This window comes from Streptomyces sp. NPDC001933 (assembly GCF_042890955.1).
Taxonomy (GTDB): Bacteria; Actinomycetota; Actinomycetes; order Streptomycetales; family Streptomycetaceae; genus Streptomyces.
The window spans coordinates 330,280-351,946 of record NZ_JBIASS010000010.1 but is presented as its reverse complement, the minus strand read 5'-3'; the positions used below and the strand labels follow the sequence as shown (position 1 = coordinate 351,946).

The 21,667-nt window shown below is 71.5% G+C and carries 16 protein-coding genes; 3 read left to right on the top strand and 13 right to left on the bottom strand.

Annotation, left to right across the window (positions count from 1 at the left end; all coding sequences use genetic code 11):
• The first annotated feature begins 34 nt into the window (after positions 1–34).
• Positions 35–2,278: a tetratricopeptide repeat protein gene (locus ACFYY7_RS25205; protein ID WP_388664705.1), complete on the top strand. Its 2,244-nt coding sequence runs from the start codon at positions 35–37 to the stop codon at positions 2,276–2,278.
• Between the two features lie 119 nt (positions 2,279–2,397).
• Positions 2,398–3,942 (top strand): phytoene desaturase family protein, encoded by a 1,545-nt coding sequence (locus ACFYY7_RS25200; RefSeq protein WP_388664703.1) that lies wholly within the window; start codon positions 2,398–2,400, stop codon positions 3,940–3,942.
• 10 nt (positions 3,943–3,952) lie between these two features.
• On the opposite strand, the gene ACFYY7_RS25195 is transcribed toward ACFYY7_RS25200, so the two are convergent.
• From ACFYY7_RS25195 to ACFYY7_RS25145, 11 genes are all read right to left on the bottom strand, one after another.
• Positions 3,953–4,927 carry an acetylxylan esterase gene (locus tag ACFYY7_RS25195; protein ID WP_388664701.1) on the bottom strand — a complete coding sequence of 325 codons (975 nt, stop codon included), beginning with the start codon at positions 4,925–4,927 and terminating at the stop codon, positions 3,953–3,955.
• A 4-nt stretch (positions 4,928–4,931) separates the two neighbouring features.
• The gene (locus ACFYY7_RS25190) at positions 4,932–7,364 is read right to left on the bottom strand and encodes a polysaccharide lyase 8 family protein (protein WP_388664699.1); all 2,433 of its coding nucleotides are present in this window, start codon (positions 7,362–7,364) and stop codon (positions 4,932–4,934) included.
• 7 nt (positions 7,365–7,371) lie between these two features.
• Positions 7,372–8,523: an SGNH/GDSL hydrolase family protein gene (locus ACFYY7_RS25185; RefSeq protein WP_388664697.1), complete on the bottom strand. Its 1,152-nt coding sequence runs from the start codon at positions 8,521–8,523 to the stop codon at positions 7,372–7,374.
• The gene (locus ACFYY7_RS25180) at positions 8,520–9,599 is read right to left on the bottom strand and encodes a DUF1565 domain-containing protein (protein ID WP_388664695.1); all 1,080 of its coding nucleotides are present in this window, start codon (positions 9,597–9,599) and stop codon (positions 8,520–8,522) included. Before ACFYY7_RS25180 ends, ACFYY7_RS25185 begins: the two co-directional genes overlap by 4 nt.
• Positions 9,596–10,198, bottom strand: coding sequence for a DUF624 domain-containing protein (locus ACFYY7_RS25175; RefSeq protein WP_266734682.1), 603 nt, complete (start codon positions 10,196–10,198; stop codon positions 9,596–9,598). Before ACFYY7_RS25175 ends, ACFYY7_RS25180 begins: the two co-directional genes overlap by 4 nt.
• A gap of 5 nt (positions 10,199–10,203) precedes the next feature.
• Complete coding sequence (locus ACFYY7_RS25170; RefSeq protein ID WP_388664693.1) at positions 10,204–12,189, bottom strand: hypothetical protein; 1,986 nt, start codon at positions 12,187–12,189, stop codon at positions 10,204–10,206.
• A 3-nt stretch (positions 12,190–12,192) separates the two neighbouring features.
• A complete protein-coding gene (locus tag ACFYY7_RS25165) occupies positions 12,193–13,983 on the bottom strand; it encodes a heparinase II/III family protein (RefSeq protein ID WP_388664691.1) in 1,791 nt (596 codons plus the stop codon).
• Entirely contained in the window at positions 13,971–14,735 is a 765-nt protein-coding gene (locus tag ACFYY7_RS25160; protein ID WP_388664689.1) for an SDR family NAD(P)-dependent oxidoreductase, read from the bottom strand. Before ACFYY7_RS25160 ends, ACFYY7_RS25165 begins: the two co-directional genes overlap by 13 nt.
• A gap of 84 nt (positions 14,736–14,819) precedes the next feature.
• Entirely contained in the window at positions 14,820–15,743 is a 924-nt protein-coding gene (locus ACFYY7_RS25155; protein ID WP_388664687.1) for a carbohydrate ABC transporter permease, read from the bottom strand.
• A complete protein-coding gene (locus ACFYY7_RS25150) occupies positions 15,730–16,698 on the bottom strand; it encodes a carbohydrate ABC transporter permease (RefSeq protein ID WP_388664685.1) in 969 nt (322 codons plus the stop codon). Before ACFYY7_RS25150 ends, ACFYY7_RS25155 begins: the two co-directional genes overlap by 14 nt.
• A 12-nt stretch (positions 16,699–16,710) precedes the next feature.
• The gene (locus ACFYY7_RS25145; RefSeq protein ID WP_388664683.1) at positions 16,711–17,979 is read right to left on the bottom strand and encodes an ABC transporter substrate-binding protein; all 1,269 of its coding nucleotides are present in this window, start codon (positions 17,977–17,979) and stop codon (positions 16,711–16,713) included.
• A 225-nt stretch (positions 17,980–18,204) separates the two neighbouring features.
• On the opposite strand from ACFYY7_RS25145, the gene ACFYY7_RS25140 reads away from it, so the two are divergent.
• Positions 18,205–19,296, top strand: coding sequence for a LacI family DNA-binding transcriptional regulator (locus tag ACFYY7_RS25140; RefSeq protein WP_388664681.1), 1,092 nt, complete (start codon positions 18,205–18,207; stop codon positions 19,294–19,296).
• Between the two features lie 101 nt (positions 19,297–19,397).
• On the opposite strand, the gene ACFYY7_RS25135 is transcribed toward ACFYY7_RS25140, so the two are convergent.
• Together ACFYY7_RS25135 and ACFYY7_RS25130 are read right to left on the bottom strand one after the other, a co-directional pair.
• Positions 19,398–20,585: an MFS transporter gene (locus tag ACFYY7_RS25135; RefSeq protein ID WP_388664741.1), complete on the bottom strand. Its 1,188-nt coding sequence runs from the start codon at positions 20,583–20,585 to the stop codon at positions 19,398–19,400.
• A 187-nt stretch (positions 20,586–20,772) separates the two neighbouring features.
• A complete protein-coding gene (locus tag ACFYY7_RS25130) occupies positions 20,773–21,651 on the bottom strand; it encodes a phosphotransferase (protein ID WP_388664679.1) in 879 nt (292 codons plus the stop codon).
• Between the last annotated feature and the right edge of the window lie 16 nt (positions 21,652–21,667).

Sequence of the window (21,667 nt, the reverse complement as noted above, 5' to 3'; positions counted from 1 at the left end):
CAGCAGGCGGAGCAGACGGGGGCGACAGCAGGCGATGGCGGACACCAGGCTGATCCAGAGCCGGTACCGACTGCTCGATCTGATCGGGCGCGGGGGCATGGGTGAGGTGTGGCGCGCCCGCGACGAGTCGCTCGGCCGCCACGTAGCCGTCAAATGCCTCAAGCCGATGGGGCCCCAGCACGACCAGTCCTTCACCCGCGTCCTGCGGGAACGCTTCCGTCGCGAGGCCCGGGTAGCCGCCGCGCTCCAGCACCGCGGCGTCACCGTCGTCCACGACTTCGGCGAGCACGAGGGCGTCCTCTACCTGGTCATGGAGCTCCTCGACGGGCGCAACCTCAGCCAGCTCCTGGAGGACAACAAGCAGCACCCCCTGCCGGTGCCGGATGTCGTAGACATCGCCGAACAGGTCGCCGACGCCCTCGGCTACACCCACCAGCAGGGCGTCGTGCACCGCGACCTCAAGCCCGCCAACATCATGCGGCTGGCCGACGGCACGGTGAAGATCTGCGACTTCGGCATCGCCCGGCTCGGCCACGACGTCGGCTTCACCTCCCGTCTCACCGGCACCGGCATCGCCATGGGCACCCCGCACTACATGTCGCCCGAGCAGATCAGCGGCGGCCAGATCGACCACCGCAGCGACCTCTACTCACTGGGCTGCGTGCTCTACGAGATCGCCACCGGGGTGCCGCCGTTCGACCTCGACGACGCCTGGGCCGTCCTCGTCGGACACCGCGACACCCAGCCCCGTCCGCTGCGCACCCACCGGGCCGAGCTCCCGGGCTTCTTCGACCGTGTCGTGCTGGAACTGCTGGCCAAGACCCCCGAGGAGCGGCCCGTCGACGCGGGCGACCTCCGGCAGCGGATCGCCGTCGGCCGCACCGGCGAGCAGCCGCACCTGCCGCCCACCGGGCGGGTACCGCTCGCACCGCCCGTTCCCGTCGTGCTCCCGGGCCAGCAGTTGCCCGCCTGGGCCCGCTCCATTACCACCGGCCACAAGGCGACCGGCACCCACGCCGTGCTCGCCCCGCCCGACCACTGGGCAGGGCTCACCGGCGAGTGGACCACCGGCACCGACCTGCGCAGCCTGACCGGCGAACTGCCGCCGGCCGGGGCCGAGCGCCCGACCCCGTCGCCGGAACTGCTGTCGGTCCTCGCCAGCCGGCACAGTGCGGGCCTCAACCTGGGCCGCCTCGGCCACTGGGAGGAGGCCGGCGAGGTGCATCGCGCGGTCGCCGCCGAACGGGAGCACGCGCTGGGCCCCGACCACCCCGACACACTCGCCAGCCGGTACGAGATCGGCTTCACCCTCAGCCGCACCGGACGTGCCTCGGACGCCCTGCGGGAGTTCGAGCGCGTCGCCCGGGGCCGCGAGCGCATCCTGGGCCCCGACCACCCGGAGACCCTGGCGGCCCGCCAGGAGTCGGCGTACGTGCTGGGCCGGCTGGGCCGGCACTTCGAGGCCCATCAGGTGTACGCGGAAGTGCTCGCCTCCCGGGAACGGTCGATGGGCCCCGACCACCCCGACACCCTGCGCTGCCGCCACAACCTCGCCTTCAACCTCGGCAGGCTCGGCCGCCTGGAGGACTCCTACCGGATGGCCAGGGACGTGGCGTCGGCCCGCAGCCGGCTGCTCGGCGCCGACCACCCCGACACCCTGGTCACGCTCTACGAGGTGGCGTACACCCTGGGCCGGCTGGGGCGCTGGACGGAGGCCCTGCAGGCGTACCGTGAAGTCGCCCGTGCCCGGTCGAGGTCGCTCGGCCCCGACCACCCCGACACGCTCTCCGCCCGCTACGAGGTCGGCATCAGCCTCGGCCGCCTGGGCCGCAGCGCGGAGGCCCTGGAGCTGTACCGCGCCCTCGTGGCGGACCGGACCAGGGTGGGCGGCGCCGCCGATCCCGAGACGCTCCGCGCCCGCCACGGCCTCGGCGTCAACCTGGGGCGCCTCGCCCGCTGGGAGGAGGCGCTCGCCGAGGCGCGCGACGTGTGCGCGATCCGCGAACGCGTGCTGGGCCCGGACCACGCGGACACCCTCGTCACCCGCCGCGAGGTCGCCGTCGGCCTCGGCTGGCTCGGCCGCTGGGCCGACGCCCTCACCGTCTACCGCACCGTCGCCGCGGCCCGCGACCGGCTCCTGGGCGCCGACCACCCCGACGCCCTGGCCGCCCGCAACGACGAGGCGCACTGCCTGGAGCAGCTCGGCCGGGGAACGGAGGCCGTCGAGCTCTACCGGCAGGTCGCGGCGTTGCGCAGCGGGCAGCGGCCGCCGCACTGAGGGGCGGCACGGCCTCCGGTCACGCGGCAGGCCGGCGTTGCGCAGCGGGCAGCGGCTGCCGCAGCGACCGGGCCCCACACCCTCTGGTCACGGGCGATCGCGCCGTGCTACGAAGGGTCATGCCCGCACCCGACAGCTATGACGCAGTGATCGTGGGCGGCGGCCACAACGGTCTGGTCGCCGCCGCCTACCTCGCCCGTGCCGGACAGTCCGTCCTGGTCCTGGAGCGGCTGGCCACCACCGGGGGAGCGGCCGTCTCGATCCGCCCCTTCGACGGGGTCGACGCCCGCCTGTCGCGCTACTCGTACCTGGTGTCCCTGCTCCCGAAGAAGATCGTCGGCGATCTCGGACTGGACTTCGCGGTACGGAAGCGGACCGTCTCCTCGTACACCCCGACCGTGCGCGACGGCCGCGCCACCGGGCTGCTCGTCGGCGGGGAGGGCACCCGGGACTCCTTCGCCGCTCTCACCGGCTCCGACCGGGAGTACGAGGCGTGGCAGCGGTTCTACGGGATGACCCGGCACGTCGCCGATCGGGTCTTCCCGACCCTCACCGAACCGCTGCCAGGCCGCGACGCCCTGCGCGAGCGGATCGACGACACTCAGGCCTGGCGGACGCTCTTCGAGGAGCCCATCGGCGTCGCCGTCGAGAAGAACTTCACCGACGACCTGGTACGCGGAGTCGTCCTCACCGACGCCCTGATCGGCACCTTCGCCGACGCGCACGATCCGTCGCTGCTCCAGAACCGCTGCTTCCTCTACCACGTCATCGGCGGCTCCACCGGCGACTGGGACGTCCCCGTCGGCGGCATGGGTGCGCTCACCGACGCCCTGGCCCGCGCCGCCCGCGAGGCCGGGGCAGAGATCCGGGTCAGGCACGAGGCGACCCGGATCGACACCGACGGAACACGGGCCGAGGTCACCGTCCGCTCACCCGAGGGCGAGCAGACCGTCGCGGCCCGCAAGGTCCTGGTCAACGCCTCCCCGCAGGCACTCGCCGCCCTCCTCGGGGACGAACCGCCCGCCCCGGCCGAGGGCGCCCAGCTGAAGGTGAACATGCTGCTCACCCGGCTGCCCCGGCTGCGCGACCGCTCCGTCGACCCGCGCGCGGCCTTCGCCGGGACGTTCCACATCGCCGAGGGGTACGGGCAGCTCGCCGACGCCTACCGCGATGCCGCAGCGGGCCGGCTGCCCGCCGCCCCGCCGTCGGAGATCTACTGCCACTCGCTGACCGACCCGTCGATCCTCGGTCCGGACCTCGCCGCCCGCGGCTACCAGACCCTCACCCTCTTCGGTCTGCACACCCCCGCCCGGCTCTTCGCCACCGACAACGAGGCGACCCGCGCCGAACTGCTCGCGGCGACGCTCGCCCAGCTCGACGCGCACCTGGACGAGCCGGTCACCGACTGCCTGGCCCGCGACGGGAACGGCGAGCCGTGCATCGAGGCGAAGACCCCGCTCGACCTGGAGCGGGATCTGCGGCTGCCCGGCGGCCACATCTTCCACCGGGACCTCGCCTTCCCGTACGCCACCGGGTCCACCGGCCGGTGGGGGGTGGAGACGGCACACGACAATGTGCTGCTCTGCGGGGCCGGTGCGGTGCGCGGCGGCGGGGTCAGCGGGGTCCCCGGCCACAACGCCGCGATGGCGGCGCTGGGCCGGTGACCGTGGAGCGCTACCGGCCGAACACGCCCCGCAGCGCGCCGAGCTTGCGCGGCAGGTCGTACTCGGCACCGCCCTCGTGCCCGTTGTACGTGAACACCTCGATCTCGGCCGGACCCGCGTAGCGGTGGTAGGCGGCGAACACCGTGGACGAGGGGCAGATCTTGTCCATCAGGCCGACCGAGAACCATGCCGGGGCACTCGCCCGTGCGGCGAAGTTGACCCCGTCGAAGTAGGACAGCGTCTCCATCGCCTCGTCGATGCGGAAGCGGTGCCCGGACAGCCAGCGGGCGATCTCCGCGTACGGTCCGGCGTCCGTGATCTGCGAGGCACGCCGGTAGTGGCACAGGAACGGCACATCGGCGACGGTGGCCACGATGTCGTCCCGCAGCCCGGCGACGGCCAGCGCGAGCCCGCCGCCCTGGCTGCCGCCGAGCACCGCCACCCGCGAGGCGTCCACCGCCTCGTGGGCCTTCGCCGCGTCCACCGCCCGCACCGCGTCCGTGATCAGCCGCCGGTAGTAGTGGCGGTACGGGTCCTCGATGCCCCGGGTCAGGAAGCCGGGCGAGGAGGAGCCGTGCCCGTCCGGGCCGATGTCCGGGGTGTCCGCGGTGTTCTTGCCGCCGCCGCCCTGGCCCCGGTTGTCCATCACCAGATGGGCGTACCCGAGCGCGCTCCAGGTCAGCCAGGAGTACGGGATGCCCCGGCCGCCGTTGTAGCCGATGTACTGCACCACGGCGGGCAGCGGGCCGGAACGCGTCCTCGGCAGCATCAGCCAGGCCTTGACCGGCTGGCCGCCCCAGCCCCGGAACGTCACGTCGAACACGTCGACGGTCGCGAACCCGGCGTCGTACGGGACGAACTCGGCGTCCAGGTCGTGGCGGGCCGTCTCGGTGAGCGTCTTCTCCCAGAAGGCGTCGAAGTCGGCCGGCTCCTCCGGTTTTGGCCGGTAGTCGCGCAGCCGGTCCAGAGGCATGTCGAACAGCAAGGGTCTAGCTCCTCTTCAGGGTGAGGTTGAGGGTTGCACCGTGGCGTCCGGTGGTGTCGGCGGTGATCCGGATGCCGCTGCCGGTGGAGCGGGCGCTCACGCCCGGATCGGCAAAGACGACGCTCAGGCCGCGCTGCGCCAGGTCCAGTACGACCGAGGACCGTAGCTGTGTCGGGTCGGACAGCGACACCTTCACCGTCTTCCCGTCCGGGCGGACCAGCACCGAGGCGGGGCCGTCCGAGGACAGCTCCTGCACGGTGCCGGCCGTCCAGAAGTTCGCGGCGACCAGCCCGTCCGCGCAGCGGCGCACCGCGTGCACGGCGGTGGAGCGGGCGATCAGCTTCACCGGCGGCGCGGACGACCACTGCTTCGTCCGCTCGGCCGAGGCCGCCGGGGCCTGGAGCCAGAAGTAGCCGGCCCCGCTCGGGGCGGCGCCGTGGTCCTGCCAGAGCGTCAGGTACGGGCGGGTGACCGAGGTGTCCGTGCCGTACTTGAGGTTGATCTCGCGCCAGGTCGCGGTGCGGTCCTCGCGCAGACCGTTCAGCGTGACGGGCTCCGGGAAGACGTAGCCGCCGGTTCCGGCCACATGCAGCCACCGCACCTTGTCGAGCCGGGCCGACCAGCCGGCGTCCGTGGGCGCCGCCGTGCCGTTGACCAGCAGGGCGGCCTTCGGGTCGCGCAGCTTCCGGTTCTCCACGACCGTCTCGGCCGTGCCCGCGTCGGCGTCGATGCCCGAGCCGACGCAGGCGATCACGTCGTCCAGGCAGAACCAGCTCTTCAGCCCGTGCAGCGAACTGCCGTACGCGCGCAGCTCCATGCCGTACGCGCCGAGCGTCGTGCCCGGCAGCGCGGTGCCGCCCGCCCAGTCGGCCGTGCTGGTGGTGCGCTGCCCCGCCGCGTCCGCGGGGCGCCCGGCGATGACCGTGGTGCCGGGCAGCCGGGCCGGGTCGACGGTCGGCCAGTAGTCCTCGCTGTAGTGCCCGAGGTCGTCGGTGTAGAGCAGGACCATGCCGTCGGAGAGGTGCCAGGCGTGCAGGTTCTCGTTCTGGATCGACTCGTAGTTGTAGATCCGGGACGAGTACGCGGAGATGCCGAGCGAGAAGGACGGCCGGCGGTGGGCCGCCTTGTCCATCCGCGGGTGCTGCTTGTGCGCGACCAGCGGCCCCCGGGCCGGCACCGGGGAGGCGATGACCTGCCGGGCGGCGACCAGCGAGGCCAGGTCGGTGACGGCCAGGAAGTCCCGGTAGGTGTCCTCCGCGATCCACTGCTTGACCAGGGCGGTGAACCGGTCGGCCGTCTCGCCGGGGAAGCTCGGGATCAGCCGCACCACCGCCTCGATGACGGTCTGCGCCGACACATGGCCCTGCTTGCTGGGACGGGCGATCTCCCGCCCGCACACCGACGCCATCACGTCGCCGCGCACCAGCAGGGGATCGAAGCCGTCGTCCACCCAGCTTCGGATGTTGTCGAGGTCGGGGTCGGTGACCGCCCACGTGGTCCCGGCGAGGAGGTTCAGCAGCCGGGACAGGTTGTTCAGCAGTTCCTTGCCGTACCCGCCGTTGTACGGGTGCTTGTAGTGCTGGAGGAACGAACCGTCGGAGTAGAAGCCCTCGCCGGTGCCCTCCGCCGCGGCGCTCGCGTCGTTGAAGGCGAGGACGCTGTTGGCGCCCGAACCCTCGACGTCCGAAAGAGCGTCACGGACCCGGGCGAGATCGTCGCCCGTGCCGCTGAGCACCGCGTTGACGGCGACCACGGTGGAGATCCACACTCGGTTGGCGCCGGTGGCGATCTGCCGGTCGGCCCGCCAGAGGTTCGGATCGGGTGTGTAGTGCCGTACGGCCGCGGTGATCCGGCCCAGCCGCTCAGTGCCGAGCGCGTCGTACAGCAGCACGGTCGCGTCGTTGAGGGCGAGCGCGGAGCCGATCTCCCAGTCCCAGTCGTTGTCGAACCGGGTGTGTTCGGCTCCGTAGCGGTTGGTCAGCATCCAGTCGATGCCGGCCAGCAGCAGATCGCGCAGTGCGGTGTCGCCGTACTGCGGGGTGCCCGGGACGGCCCACGCGGTCGCGACCGTGGCGAGCCGTTTGAACGATGTCGTCACATGGTTGGAGAGCGTGGTGCTGGTCAGATCGGGGAACAGGCCGTCGGTCCGGGCCGGGTCGAGGCCCTTGGCCGAGGTGGTCGCGGCCTTGCCGATCCTGGCCACGGCCGAGGCGATCTGCGGGTCCGTCAGGTCGAGGCCGGGGCCGCCGGTGAGCAGGGTGTGCCAGCGGGTGCGCAGTGCGGTGGCGTCGTCGATGACGGCGGACCCGTCCGCCGCGTGCGCGGTGGACGCGGCGGCGGTGAGCGTCAGCGGCAGCGCGGCGGCCGCGCCGAGAGCAGCTGCACCGGCGAGAACGGTGCGGCGGGTGGTGCCTGGAGTGGTGCCCGGGTTCGTCATGCGGCCCTCACAGGAGATTTCGGCGGTCGACGGCCGCTGCCAGTGCGGCATGACCGGAAGGATTGGGGTGGAGTCCGTCCCCGCTGTCGTACGCGGGCAGCAGCCGTGCCGGGTCTGCCGCATCGCGCAGTGCCGCGTCGAAGTCGACGACGGCGTCGAAGACCCGGCCGGTGCGCACAGCCGCGTTGATCCGCTGCCGCACCGCTTCGAGCTCCGGCGTCCAGCGGGTCCAGCCGCCGAACGGGGCGATGGTCGCGCCCACCGTCCGCAGCCCGGCGTTGCGGGCGCGCAGCACCAGCTGCCGGTACCCGGCCAGCACGCGCGCCGGATCGGTCTGGCTCGGCGGCTGCTGGAGGTCGTTGACGCCGAGATGGACGAGTACGGTGCGCAGTCCGGGCAGCGACAGCACATCGCGGTCGAAGCGCGCCTGGCCGCCCGGCCCGAACCGGGCGTCGTCCAGCAGCAGCCGGTTGCCGCTGATGCCGAGATTGGCGACGGCGGAACCGGGGAGCCGTCTGGCCAGCTGGTCGGGCCAGCGCAGATCGGCGTCGTCGGGGGTGCCGACGCCCTCCGTGATGGAGTCGCCGAGCACCGCGACCACGGGCCCGTGCGCGCCCGTCACCTCGACGCCGGTCAGCAGGAACACCGAAGTGGTGCGCGCGCCGTCCACGGAGTGCGAGGCATGGGTGTTGCGGTGGAAGGAGAGCGGACCGGTGGGGCCGGGGAGCCTGGTCTCCACCGTCAGCCGCGCCCCCTCGGCGACCCGCAGTCCGGCGACCGCGTCGCTGGTCAGCGTGGACCCCGCGGCGAGCCACGCCTGCTGCCGCCCGCCGAACGTCACCGGCAGGCCGCCCGCCGTCACCGGGCCGACGAGGACCGGGGCCGTGCCGAAGGCGTGCCCGTAGCGCAGCCGGACGGTTCCGCCCGCGGAGAGCCGTACGTTGGTGACGCAGGTGCCGTCGGTCAGGCCGGCGCTCGCCACCGTGTCCGTGGCGGTGGGCGCGGTCTGCGCGGTCGACCAGGACGTCGTCCACCGCGACCGGCTCGCGCCGCCGCCCGACCGCTCGGCCGCCTGCGCCCCCGGCGCCGTGGCCGCGACCGCCGCCAGAGAGGCCGCCGCCGTCAGTACCCCGCGTCTCGCGGGTCCCCGCCCGGTCACTGGGGGCACGCACCCGTCGGGTCGTACTCGCTGCCGTAGGTGCCGACCGCGTCGCCACCGGTGTTGCCGCTCATGGTGTTGGTGCACACCGGACCTTGCGGGGTGCGCATGAACTTGATGCCACCGCCCGCGTTACCGGTGATGGTGTTGCCGTAAACACTGGTGCCGGTGCCGTCCGTCGCGGTGTCACCACCGAGCCGGATGCCCGCGCCGACGTTGTCGTGAATGGTGTTGTAGCGGAAGATGTTGCCGCTGCCGCGGGCGTCCAGGCCGCCGGAGCTGGAGTCCTTCTGGCCGCTGCAGTCGTTGTACTCGACGTAGTTGTTGGTCGAGTTCTCCTTCACGTCGACGCACTCGTTGCCCTGGGTGGCGATGGTGTTGTGATGGATGCGGTTGTTCTTGCTGATGTCGGGGGCCGCGTCCGGGGCGCCGTTCGCCCCCTGCTGCTCCGGGGCCGTGCCGAGGTAGATGCCCTCGCCGTTCTTGCCGCCGCCGCCGAACTTGAAGTCGGCGACCCCGCAGTTGGTGATCGTGTTGTCGGAGATGTCCGCCCCGGTCACCAGATAGCGCACCCGAAGGCACTCGTCGGCGGCGTTCTTCAGCGTCATCCCGGTGATCCGCAGCGCGCCCACCCCGTTACCGGGAGTCGTGCTCATGACATAGATGAGTTTCAGGCGGTACCCCGACACGTCGCCGGCCGACCCGTGAAGCCCGTCCACGGTGAAGCCGCTGAGCGTCGTCGAGTCGTGCTGCACCTGGATGATGCGGGCGTCGCCGGCCCCCTTCACCACGGCGTTCGCCGGACCGGTGATGGTGACACCGGAACGCTTGGTCACGACGTCCTGCTTGTACGTACCCGCGGCGAGGTTGACCACCGCGCCCGTCGGCGCCAGGTCGACCGCCTTCTGGATCGTGGCGAGCGGGGCGCCCGCCGACGTACCGGCGTTGGAGTCGCTGCCGGACGGCGACACGTAGTACGCGGTTGCGGCCTCGGCGGCCACCGACGGCGGGGGGAAGGCGAGCGGTGCGCCGGCGGCGAGCGCGGCGACGAGGGTGGTGCGCAGTACACGGCTCATGGGGTGTGCCTCCTGGGGTCTGCGAAGGACAGAGCGAGCAGTACGGGGATGCTGGGGCCGAGGAGCAGGGGCCCCAGCGGTACGACGAGGGAGATCAGCGCGGCGGAGACCACCGCGCCGAGCAGCGCGGTGCCACGGGCCGCCGAGCCGAAGCCGAGGGCCAGCGCACCGCGCGACCAGGTGCGGACCGTGCCGCGCGGCGAGCGGCCCGCCTCGGCCGCGAGCGCCACATGGTGGATCGTGAGCGCGGCCGCGATACCCACCTGCGCGGCGAGCAGCACGAACGTCCACGGCTCCGGACGGCCGAGCAGATGGACGATGTTGGCGGCCAGGACGATGCCTGCCGCGGTGGACGCCAGGCTGTGGCGCCACAGGGACCGCCAGTACTGCGGGAAGGCGGCGAAGGTGTTGGTGAAGCAGCGGCTGTCACCCTCCGCCCGCCACCGCTGGAGGGCGTGCCCCATCGCGGCGAGCGCGGGGAGCCAGGTCACGACACCGAGCGACAGCAGGGTGAAGGCGGCCCCGGCGGCCGCCGGGTAGGCCACGAACTCCAGCCGCCGCAGCAGCGTCGGCCAGCCGGACGAGAGGGTTGCCTGCATGGTGATCAGCCGACCTTTCCTGTGTACGGCTCCGGGACATCGAGCAGCACGCGGCCGTCCAGCTCCAGCCGGGTGGCCGCCACCACGTACGGGGCCGAGCCCTCGGCCCCGAGCAGCACCGCCGCCGCGTCGGCCGACACCGTTGCGGTACGGATCCGGCGCGCGACGGGGGAGAGGAGCACGGTCTCCTCGCCGAACGTGACGCCCTGGCCCTGCGAGCACTCCACCTGCTCGGCCGGGGCCGGTGCCGGGCCCGGGACGATCGCGGTGAGGAAGTGCGCCTGTGCCGAGGGCGCGGTCGTCGCACGCAGCGTGTGCAGCGTGCGGGTGAGACGCAGCTCCGGCGTGCTCGACGTCGGGTTCGCCTCGACCTCGGTGGCCTCGGAGACGACCGAGGCGTCCTGCGGCGCGAACTGCCGCACCAGGGCACAGGCCGCCCCGGACCGGATCAGCCGGCCGCCGTCCGGCCCGGGTTCGGTGGGCCGGTCGGTCTGGAGCAGGAACGACCACTCCCGCTCCGTGTCCGCCTGGGCGAGGTCCAGCAGCACGAGCCGTCCCGACGGGGTGAACACCAGCGTCCGGTCCAGCCGCCGCACCCCGAGCGCGGGGTCGTACATCGCGGCGATCTCCGCCGTGGCATGCGCCCACCCGCAGTCGGGACCGGCGAGCACATCGCGCTGCCGGGCCTGCCGCTCGTACGGGATGTCCTTGTAGACGTGGTAGCGGTCCTCGTCCGCGTACCCCTGGCCGTCCACCAGCAGCAGATTGTGGTGCGCGGCCCGCTTGCGGTTGCTGTAACCCTCGTCGACCGCGAGGAACGCACCCTGCGAAACCAGCACGAACGAGCCCGAATCGGGGTGGTGGTGACCCTGGTTGAGGGTCTCCCAGCCCAGTTCCGCACGGTGCTTCGCGGAGGTCTCCCACGCCTTGTGGCCACCGCCGGGGCTCGCCTTGAACGAGACGAGCGTGGCGTCGTCGTCCCACCCGGTGCGGGCCGCGAGCAACCCGAGATCCGGGAAGAACGCCCGGGTCCCGGTGGGACGGGCAGCGGCCACCGACGGGTCGTACCAGAGGTATTCGAGATACGCCTCCGGCAGGATCCCCGGCCGCACCCCGCTCTCCGCCGCCTCCTGCCACAGCAGTTCACCCGAGGCGAGGTCGCCCAGCCACTGCGCCTGCGGAATCCCGTACTGCGCCGCGAGCCGGTAGTACAGGCCGGCGCTGTGTCCGCTGCGCCGGTCGTGGCAGTCGCCGTGGTCGACGTTGAACGCGAAGCCGGGAGCCAGCTGGTGCAGCCGGTAGCGGAAGGTGTTCGTGAGGAAGCCGCCCCGCCCCCACCAGTCGATGCCCTCCGCCTCCTGGAGGAGGTCCAGGTGGATGGCGAGGAAGGGCACACCGTAGCGCCAGTAGACGACCCCTTCGGCATGCGAACCGTCGTCCGGCATCAGATCGAGGACCGTACCGAGGTTGTCCTTGGCGCGCTCGGTCCACTCCTCCTTGCCCAGCACGTAACCGGCCGTCGCCAGACCGGCGTAGCAGATCCAGTTGTGGTTCTGCCAGTACGACGACGACCACCAGCGGCCCTCGCTCGCCACCGCGAACTCGTACATCCGCCGCCCCTGGAGCAGCAGCTTGTACCGCAGCAGGGCCCGCACGCCGTCCGGCAGATCGTCGCCGATCCACCGGTAGGCGAGCGAGAGGTGGTGCAGCAGCCAGCCGGCGTCCAGGTCGTGGTCCGGCATATGGGCCTTGCCCCAGTGCGGCAGCCGCACCGCGGCCTCGATCCAGCGTCGGCTCTCCGCCAGATGGACCGGATCGCCGCTCACCCGGTGGGCCAGCGCCGGGTTGGAGGCGGCGGGGCCGAGCCAGGTGATGCTGGCCAGGGGGTGCGTACGCGGCGGGGTCAGCCCGCGGTGGCGGGCTGCCTCCTCGTACAGCCGCGCCTGCTGTGCGGGGCGCGGGCCGGGCGGCGGGGTCGCCGAGAGCAACAAGGGTCAGTCCTCCGTCCGGAACCGTGCGCTACCGCCGTCGGTCAGCGAGACCGTCAGCACCCCGTCACCGTCCAGCTGTACATCGGTCACGGCGGGCCCGGCCGACGCCGCCTGGTACACCGACGCGAAGGTGACCTCCTGCGACCGCGCGGTGAAGTCGACCCGGGTGCGCACCCGCTGCGGGTCGTCGGCCGGCCCCGGGCCCGGCCGGGAGGCCGGACGCACGGTCGCACCCGGGGTGTGGGTGTGCCAGCCGTGCAGGGTCTCGTCGCCGTACCAGGTGGTGCGGACCTCGCCCGACGCCTGGAGCTGGACGTCCAGCGCGACACCGGGGCGCAGCTGCGCGGTCAGGCGCCGCTCGTCCCCGGCCCGCACCGTCAGCAGATCGACCAGATAGCCGTCACCGAGCACCACCCGGCGCACCGCGCGCACACCCTCGTACGCGGTCGTCACCTCGGCGGTCACGGACGAACCGTCCGAACCGAGCAGCCGCCCGGTGCACTCGGCCTGTTCGCCGCCGTCCACCCGGAACGCCGGATGGGCCTCGGTCGATGCGTACAAGTCACGGAACTCGGCGTGTGCGTAGGGAACTTGGCCGGGATCCGGCTGCCACGGGGTGGTGTCGCCGTACAGATACAGCGACAGCTTGTCGCGATGGCCGTGCGAACCGCCGTGCGGACCGAAGTCCAGCAGCGCGTGGACGCCCGCGTGGCGCAGCACCGCGTACCCGGCGGTCGGGAACACCGTCACCGGACCGGGGGCGGGGCGCTGCGGCAGCGGCGGGCCGGCGAACCAGCCGTCCAGCTCCCGGTCGAGCCCGTCGTCCTGCGCGCCGAGCTCGGCACGGGCCCGGCCGGCCACCGCCTCAAGAGCCGGTGAAGGCACCAACTGCTGGGCCAACGCCACGAGTTCGAGCCACTCCAGGGCGAGCGGGCCACGCAGATACGGGCCGTCGTGCAGCGCCGGCAGGATGCCGCCCGGCGTGGCGATCGCCGCCAGCACGTCCGTCATTCCGGCCAGCACGTCCACCACGTCCGACGGCACGGCCGCGGGGTCGGTGCCCCGCAGCGCCAGCAGCGCCGCCCGCAGCACGAACCCGTGGTAGTACGTGCTGCCTTCCCACTCCCAGCCGTCATCTGCGACCGCGACCCGCAGATGCGCGTACAGCCCGTGCTCGCCCTCCAGCCACTGCCCGGCACCGTCCCACTCCTGGCCACGGGCCGCCGCAGCGCCCCGACTCGCCGCCACACCGGCCGCGTTGAGCCACGCGGTGTAGTTGGAGGCGAGGTGGCCCTGACCGGTGAGCACGTCCCGGGCGTCGAGAGCGGCCCGCTCCAGCGCGTCCAGCAGCGGCAGCACCGGCGCCAGGTCCTCGGTCGACTGCTCGGCGAGCGTGATCACGGCGTGCCCGACGTTCACCGCCCAGATGGCGTCGGTCAGCGCCTGGTGGAAGAGCCGGCCGCGCAGCATCCAGGACTGGGCCTCGCCGTGCCGCTCGGTGGCCAGCGAGGCGTACAGCCCCGCGTACTCCACCAGCCGCGACACGGACTCGGCGCGCTCCTTGCGGTGGGCGAGCACCCGCAGGTGCCGTGCCCACGCCTGGTGCGAGAGCACCAGCCAGGCGCCGCGCACCGCCTCGTCGTCCACCCGGCAGCCGTACGCGCAGCGTGCACCGCCCTCGGGGAACACCCCGGAGAGCAGGTCACCGTGGTCGAGCTCCACGCCGTGCGCCGGGCAGACGTACGCGTGCCACCAGCCGCCCCGCTCCCGGGCGATCCGCCTCAACGCGGCCACACGCCACCGTCGATGTCCACCGTGGTGGCGGTGAGGAAGCCGGACGACGGCGATGCCAGGTGGACGACCGCGGCGCCGACGTCCTCGGGGGTGCCGGCCCGGCCGACCGGGATGCCGGCCTCCATCGCCTGCTGCGCCTCGGGCGCGGTGAACGTGTCGTGGAAGGCGGTGCCCTTGATGAAGCCGGGCGCGACGGCGTTGACGGTGATGCCGGTGGAGCCGAGCTCCTTGGCCAGGCCCTTGGTGAAGCCGCGCACACCGGCCTTGGCCGCCGCGTAGGCCACCGAGCCGGGGCCGCCGCCGTTGTGCGCGGCCAGCGAGGCCATCGTGATGATGCGGCCGGCCGACGACTGCTTCAGGTGGGGGATCGCGGCGCGCACGGTGCGGAACGTGGACGTCAGATTGGTGGAGAGGACCTGGTCGAAGTGGTCGTCGGACATCTCGGCGATGGTGGCCCGGCCGATCAGATGACCCGCGTTGCAGACCAGCACGTCCAGCCCGCCGAGGAAGCCGGTCGCCTCTTCGACGAGCCGGTCCACATCGCCGGTCACCGTGACATCGGCCTTGAACGCCTTCGCCCGGCGGCCCAGCGCCTCGATCGCCGAGACCGTCTTCGCGGCCTCGTCGGCGGAGGAGTGGTAGTGGACGGCGACGTCCGCACCGGCCTCGGCGAGCGCGACGGCAATGGCGCGGCCGATGCCGTGGCCCGCCCCTGTCACCAGTGCGCGGGAGCCGTTGAGATCAGCAGACATGGAGTAAGTACCTTTCGAAGAACGGTCGTTCGGGCGACAGCCGGTTACGTGGGGCCTGAACCGGTCACGGGGGACCGGCGCCGGTCACTTGAGACCGGCGGTCGCGAAGCCCTGCACGAAGTAGCGCTGGCCGATGAGGAAGAGAATGACCATGGGCAGGGTGGCCAGCGTGGTGCCGGCCATCAGGAAGTGCCACTGGGGGCCGTTCTCCGTCTTGAAGACGGAGAGTCCCACCTGGATCACCCGCAGGCTGTCCGTGCGGGTGACCAGCAGCGGCCAGAGGAAGTTGTTCCACGACGACTCGAAGGTCAGCAGCGCCACGGTGGTGAGCGCGGGCTTGACCTGCGGCGTCATGATCCGGGCGTAGATCCGGAACTCACCCAGACCGTCGAGCCTGGCCGCTTCCTCCAGCTCCACCGGGAGGTCCAGATAGAACTGGCGGAAGAGGAAGACCGCGAACGGGGTGACGGCGCCGGGAATGATCAGCGCCCACCAGGAGTCCAGCCAGCCGCTGCCGCCCTGGCCGAGGATGTCGTTCCCGCCGGCCAGCGGCATGAAGCGGACGATCAGGAACTCCGGCAGCACCTTGGTGTACGTGGGGATCATCAGTGCGGCGATGAAGAGGTAGAAGATGACCTCGCTGCCCCGGAACTTGATCCGGGCCAGCGAGTACCCGGCCATCGACGCCACGACCACGTTGATGAGGGTGTGACTGAAGGCGATGATGAAGCTGTTGCGCGCGTACGTCGCGAACGGCGCCGCCTTCAGCGCGTCGACGTAGTTCCCGAACTCCCAGTGTTCCGGCAGCAGTCCGGCGTCCTGGGAGGCGATCTCCACCGGGGTCTTGAGCGAGGTGAGCACCATCCAGATGAACGGCACCACCATCAGCAGCGAGACGACGGTGAGGGTCACGTAGAGCGCGATCCGGCCGGCGGTGAGCGGCTTGCCGTTCTTCACCGGCCGGGACTTGCGCGTGGCCCCCGGCGCGTGCAGCTCAGTTGTGGCCACGGGTGCCTCCCATGATCCGCCGGTTGACCAGGGTGAAGCCCATCAGCAGCACGAACAGCACCAGTGACTGGGCGGAGGCGTACCCGATGCGGAACTCCCGGAAGGCGGACTTGTAGATCTCGAACGTCATCATCGTGGTGCTGTTGCCCGGGCCGCCGTCGGTCAGGATGTAGATCTGGTCGAAGGACTGGAACGCGCTGATCATCGACGTGATGAGGACGAAGAACGTCGCGGGTTTCAGCAGCGGCAGAGTGATCGAGAAGAATTGGCGCACCTTGGACGCGCCGTCCACCGAAGCCGCCTCGTACAGCTCCTTCGGCAGGGACTGCAGCGCGGCCAAGTAGATGAGCATCTTCATGCCGATGCCCTGCCAGATCCCGACCAGGATCACCGACGGCATCGCCCACGTGGTCGACGAGAGCCAGGCCGGGCCGTCGATCCCGAGGAAGGACAGGAGTGTGTTCAGCAGCCCGTTGCCGGGGTTGTAGATCCACAGCCAGACCAGCGCGATCGCGACGGTGGCCGTCACCTGGGGAATGAAGACCGCGGTACGGAAAATGCCCCGCGCCTTCAGCCCGGTGTGCAGTGCCAGGGCCACGAGCAGCCCCAGCGCCATGCCGAACGGGACGGTGAAGAAGGTGTAGACGACGGTGTTGACGATGGACTTGCGGAACACCGCGTCGTCCAGCATGTCGCGGAAGTTGTCCAGACCCACGAACTGCGGCGCCGTCAGCACGTCGTACTTCGTGAAGGCCAGGACCACCGATGCGACGACCGGCAGGCCGATCCAGAGCGAGGCATGCAGCAGCGCGGGCGCCACCATCAGCATGCCGGCGCGCTGCCTGCGGCGCCCCGGCCCCGTCGGGGCCCGGCCGGTGCGCTTCTTCGGGACCGTGCGCCCGGCCGGGGCGGAGGGCGGCGCGGGGCGCGCCTTCAATACGGATGTAGCTCCCACAGTGACGGGTCCTTACATCCGGCCGATCGCGGCCTCGGCGAGCCGGCCGAGTTCCGCGATGGCGTCCTTCGCCGACTGGTTGCCCACGATCGCGGGCTCCAGTGTGGGCTTGATCTTCTCGCGGATCTCCATCCAGGCGGTGGTGCCGCCCTCGGAGCACGCGTAGCCCATGCTCTGCAGGGAGAGATCGACGAACTTGTTCTCCTTCACGTACGAGGTGTCGTTGAGGTCCTTCAGGCCGGGCACCGAACCACGCTGCTTGGCCGCGCCGAGGATCGACTCGGGCGTGGCGAGGTACTCGACGAGCGCGCGGGCCGCCGCGGGATGCTTGGAAGTGGCGGACTGGGTGACGAGGGTGCCGCCCTGGAGCATCGCGGGCTTGCGGTTGGCGAGGACGAACGCTCCGAGCTTGTCGTCCTTGATCAGGTCCGGCGTCTGTTCCCCGACCTGGGTCCACAGGGCACTGGTCGTCATCATCATCGACGCCTTGCCGGTCTGCACGTTGGTCGGGGCACCGGCGTCCGTCTTCTTGGCGTAGTCGGCGGAGCCGTCCTTGACCAGGTCCTTGAAGAACTGCAGCGCCTCGACCCCGCGGGCGTCGGTGAACAGCACCTTCTTGCCGTCCTCGCTGAACAGCTGGCCACCGTTGGCGAAGAGGAAGGTCTCCCAGCACTGGCGCAGATGGATGGAGAACGGGTCGAACCCGACCCGGCCGTTCTTGGTCAGCTGCTTGGCCACGGCGCGCAGTTCGGCCCAGTTCGCCGGGGTCTTCTTGATGCCGGCCTCGGCGAAGTGGTCCTTGCGGTAGACGACGATGCGGGTGTCGAGGACGACCGGCAGCGCGTACAGCTTGCCGTCGTACCGGGACGGCTCAAGCACCCGCTCCTCGTAGTCGTGCGCGGTGGCGAACTTCTCGGGCAGCTCCGCGATCGCCTTCTTCGCGGCGAACGGCGGGATCCAGCCCACGCCCATCATCAGCACGTCGGGCAGCAGACCGCCCGCGAGCCCCGTGGTGATCTTCTCGTTGAGCTGGTCGTACGTGGTGTAGTCCACGTTCACCTTGACATCCGGGTACTTCTTCCGGAAGCCGCCGAGGATCTCCTTCTCCAACAGCGTCTTGCCGTCGGCACCTTCGTAGATCGGGGTGAGCAGAGTGATCTCACCCTCGGCGGGGCCTTCGGCGGAGCCGGCCGTCGAAGTTCCGGTACCGCACGCGCCGAGCGCGGCGACAGCGGATCCGGCTCCGATGGCGGCAAGCAGCGACCGTCGGTTGAGTTGCATGGGACACCCCTTTTGAGGTGGAGACTGTGGATCGATCCAGCGATGAGTCCCGGCCATGGCTGGGAAGTGCCGGTAAATCGATGCACTGATGCTAGGAACCTCGTGAGAGCGACGTCAACAGCTGATGCACATGAATTTTCAGGGATGTTAACGGGTGTACCGGTAAACGAAGTTCGGTAAATCGATACACTGGTATGGTCTAGCGAGTTCCGAACCGGAGGTGGCATGAGCGGGGTAACGATCCATCAGGTCGCGGAGGCTGCGGGGGTCTCCGCGAGCACGGTCTCCAACGTCCTGAACGGGCGGACGGACCGTATGCAGGCGGCCACGCTGGCCCGCGTGGAGCAGGTGATCGAACAGCTCAGCTACCGGCCCAACCGAGCCGCCCGGATGCTGCGCACCGGCCGCATCAAGGTTATCGGCCTCATCGTGCCGTCGGTGGCGAACCCCTTCTGGGGGGCGCTCGCCCGGGAGCTGGAGGCCATCGCGCTCGCCGAGGGGTACCACGTACTGCTCTGCAACAGTGAGCGCGACGCGGCCCGCGAGCTCAAGTACGGCGAGGAACTGCTCGCGGACGGGGTGAGCGGAGTGGTGCTCTGCTCCTCGCTGCCCTCGCTCGACCACATGACACCGCTGCTGAGCCGAGGGCTGAAGATGGTCGCCTTCGACCGCACCGCGCAGGCGGGCGATCCGCCGTCGCTGGCCTCCATCAGCGTCGACAACGCGATGGGTGCCGAGATCGCCACCCGTCATCTGATCGAACTCGGTCACCGTCGGCTGGCGTTCGTCTCCGGCTCGGTCAACAGCGTCAACCGCCGCGAACGGCTGCGCGGCTTCCGGGCCGCCCTGGAGGCGGCCGGTCTCGACCCGGCCGACGCGATCGTCTGGCCCGGCGCGGACGCCACGGAGTTCGGTGACAAGGACGCGGCCGAACTCGGACGCAACGCCGCCAGGGAGCTCCTCGGCGGCCCGCGCCCGCCCACCGCGTTCGTCGCGATCAACGACATGTGCGCGATCGGGATCTGCCGGGGCGCCAAGGACGCCGGGCGCAGCGCCGGGCAGGATGTCTCCGTGGTCGGCTTCGACGACATCCTCCTCGCCGACCTCTTCGAACCGCCGCTCACCACGGTCCGCCAGCCGCTGCCGGAGATGGCCGCGGAGACCTTCCAGCAACTGCGGGCCCGGATCGACTCGGCCCCGGCGGCCGGCCGGTCACTGCTCATCCGGCCGAGGCTGGTCGTACGGGAGTCCACGGCCCCGGCGCCGACCGGTACGACCGCCGCGATCCCGGCACCGGCGACGGAAAGCCCGGCGTAGGGCTCCGCTGCCGCCCCGGTGGAGGTTCAGGAGTGCGCGAGTTCGCGTAGGCCGGCGGACGTCGGCAGCGGCGGCACGAGCCCTGGCGGAGAAAGGGCCGCTCAGGCGCGAATGACGCGGTACACGTCCCGTACGCAGAGGTTGAGGACCGTGGTGGCCACGATGGCACCGGCACAGACCAGGAGTACGGTCCGGTCGGCCCAGGCATGTACGGCGAGGGCGGTGACGAGGTAGCCGAGGGGGATGGCGATCCGCTCACCGACACCGTTGAACGAGCTCATCCGGCCCAGTTCCCCCTGCGGCACATGCTGTTGGAGTGCGGTGTTCCAGGACACGATGGCGACATCCAGCCCGACGCCCGCGAGCACGGCGGCGAGCAGCACCCAGGGCAGGGCGAGACCGAGGCCGAGTGCCGCCGGTGGCAGACAGAGTCCGGCGCCGGTGACCACGGCGACGGCCAGCAGACGGTACGGCTTCCAGCGCAGGCACACCACCGTCCCCGCGAACAGCCCGAACGCGAATGCGCCTTGGACGAGCCCCCAGGAACGTGCCCCCGAGTAGTGCTCGGCAGCGATCACGGGACCGAGAAGCTGGAAACCGGCGAGCCACGCGGCGACCACCACCGTTCCGGCGGCGGTGTACGTCCACAGCCAAGTGCGGGACCGGAAGCCGGACCAACCGGCGCGCAGATCGGCCAGGGCGCTGCTCGTCGTGACCGGTGCACTCAGCCGCAGGCCGAGCAGCAGGAGCGCCGCGACCAGAAAGCTGAGCGCGTCCCATGACAGCGCCCACGCCGGTCCGCCGACTGCGACGATCACTCCTCCGACGACTGGACCGAGCACCTTGACGGTGTTGCTCGGCAGCCGGAGCAGCGCGTTGGCCTGCTGCCGGTGCTCCTCCGCGACGATCTGCGCCACGACGCCCGTGGCGGCCGGTGCCGTGAAGGCGGTGGCGATCCCGGACACGAAGCCGCATGCGGCGATCGAAGTGGTTGCTGCATGGCCGGTCGCCACGAGTGCTGCGAGCACCCCTTGCGCGGCAGCGGCCAGGAGGTTGCCCAGGAACAGGATCCTGCTGCGCGAGAGCCGGTCCGCCAGCACACCGCCCACGACGGTGAAGACGATCGTCGGGACCGAATTCGTCGCCAGCACGACACCGAGTGAGCCCGCGCCACCGCCCTGCCCGATCACCGCGTAGGCCAGGGCGATCGGAGCCATCGCTGAACCGGTCGCCGATATCAGGTTGGCGAGCACGAACCGCCGGAACGCGGGAACCCGCAAGGGCGCCATGCGGGGCGTGTCCGGTTCGGCGGTTGTCTTCACAACTCGTCCATGACTCGTGCGCTGGTGGCGAACCCCGCACTCGGCCGACGCGTGATCGTCGGGTTCCCGCCCCGCAGGGCACTGCCTATGCGGTCGTTCTTCCAGCTGGAGATCACCACCGGAACCTACAGCGCGTCCTGCCCGACCGGATCCGTCACAGGCGCTGTTCGGCCAGATCCAGCCAGTGCTCGACCTCGCCCGGGGCGAAGTGCCGGATCGCCCAGTCGGTCATGCGCAGACTCATATGGGCCCAGCAGGGACGCAGGATCTCCTCGGGCAGGGCGTCCAGGATGTCGTCCAGGCGACGGACGACGCCCGGCGGCTGCTCCTTCGCGTGCAGTCCGAAGCGCAGGGTGACCAGGTCGAACCGGTGGTCTCCGCGTCCGGCGCCGTCCCAGTCGATGACCCCCGTGACGGTGCCGTCCACCGCGAGCAGGTTGCCGTGGTGGAAGTCCATGTGCACGACGTCGTGTCCGGTGAGCAGGCGAGGACAATCGGCCCCGACGGACCTGATCCGCCGCTCCAGGGCGGAGCCGCGCGGGCCGTGCCGGCGCAGCGGTTCGTGGAGGCAGTAGCCGGGGCCGTCGTCGAGCAGGTACAGGTTCGTCGAGGGCACCCGCGGGTGCTCGGTCAGCAGCCCCGCCTGCGACGCGTTGAGGGCGAGAGCCCGGTCCAGCCCGCGGTGGTCCAGGAACTCCACCGGTGTGCCCGGCAGAAGTTCCTGGACCAGTACCACCGCATCGTCCACCTGGAGGGCCAGCTCCGTCGCGGGGCACGGATATCCGCGGGCACCCAGTACCTCGCACACCGCCAGCGGACCCGCTCGCAGCTCCTCGATCCGGGCGCCCGGCCGCGACTTGAGGACCGACCGGCGGCCGTCGGGCCACCGCACGTACGCGGCACCGACCTCGCCGCCCGGACAGGGTCCCTCGACCACCAGCCGCACACCGGTCAGGGCGTGCACGGCTGATGCCGTCCGGTCGGCGTCCAGGCGTTCGGCGCGTGCCCAGCTCCGCGGTGGTGATGTGCTCATCGGGACATTGTCCGAC

Bases quoted from the DNA above. Each gene is read 5' to 3' on its own strand.
- ACFYY7_RS25160 (WP_388664689.1), bottom strand. From the start codon at position 14,735: ATGTCTGCTGATCTCAACGGCTCCCGCGCACTGGTGACAGGGGCGGGC.
- ACFYY7_RS25135 (WP_388664741.1), bottom strand. From the start codon at position 20,585: ATGGCGCCCTTGCGGGTTCCCGCGTTCCGGCGGTTCGTGCTCGCCAAC.
- ACFYY7_RS25140 (WP_388664681.1), top strand. From the start codon at position 18,205: ATGAGCGGGGTAACGATCCATCAGGTCGCGGAGGCTGCGGGGGTCTCC.
- ACFYY7_RS25175 (WP_266734682.1), bottom strand. From the start codon at position 10,198: ATGCAGGCAACCCTCTCGTCCGGCTGGCCGACGCTGCTGCGGCGGCTG.
- ACFYY7_RS25190 (WP_388664699.1), bottom strand. From the start codon at position 7,364: ATGACGAACCCGGGCACCACTCCAGGCACCACCCGCCGCACCGTTCTC.
- ACFYY7_RS25145 (WP_388664683.1), bottom strand. From the start codon at position 17,979: ATGCAACTCAACCGACGGTCGCTGCTTGCCGCCATCGGAGCCGGATCC.
- ACFYY7_RS25130 (WP_388664679.1), bottom strand. From the start codon at position 21,651: ATGAGCACATCACCACCGCGGAGCTGGGCACGCGCCGAACGCCTGGAC.
- ACFYY7_RS25200 (WP_388664703.1), top strand. From the start codon at position 2,398: ATGCCCGCACCCGACAGCTATGACGCAGTGATCGTGGGCGGCGGCCAC.
- ACFYY7_RS25180 (WP_388664695.1), bottom strand. From the start codon at position 9,599: ATGAGCCGTGTACTGCGCACCACCCTCGTCGCCGCGCTCGCCGCCGGC.
- ACFYY7_RS25205 (WP_388664705.1), top strand. From the start codon at position 35: ATGGCGGACACCAGGCTGATCCAGAGCCGGTACCGACTGCTCGATCTG.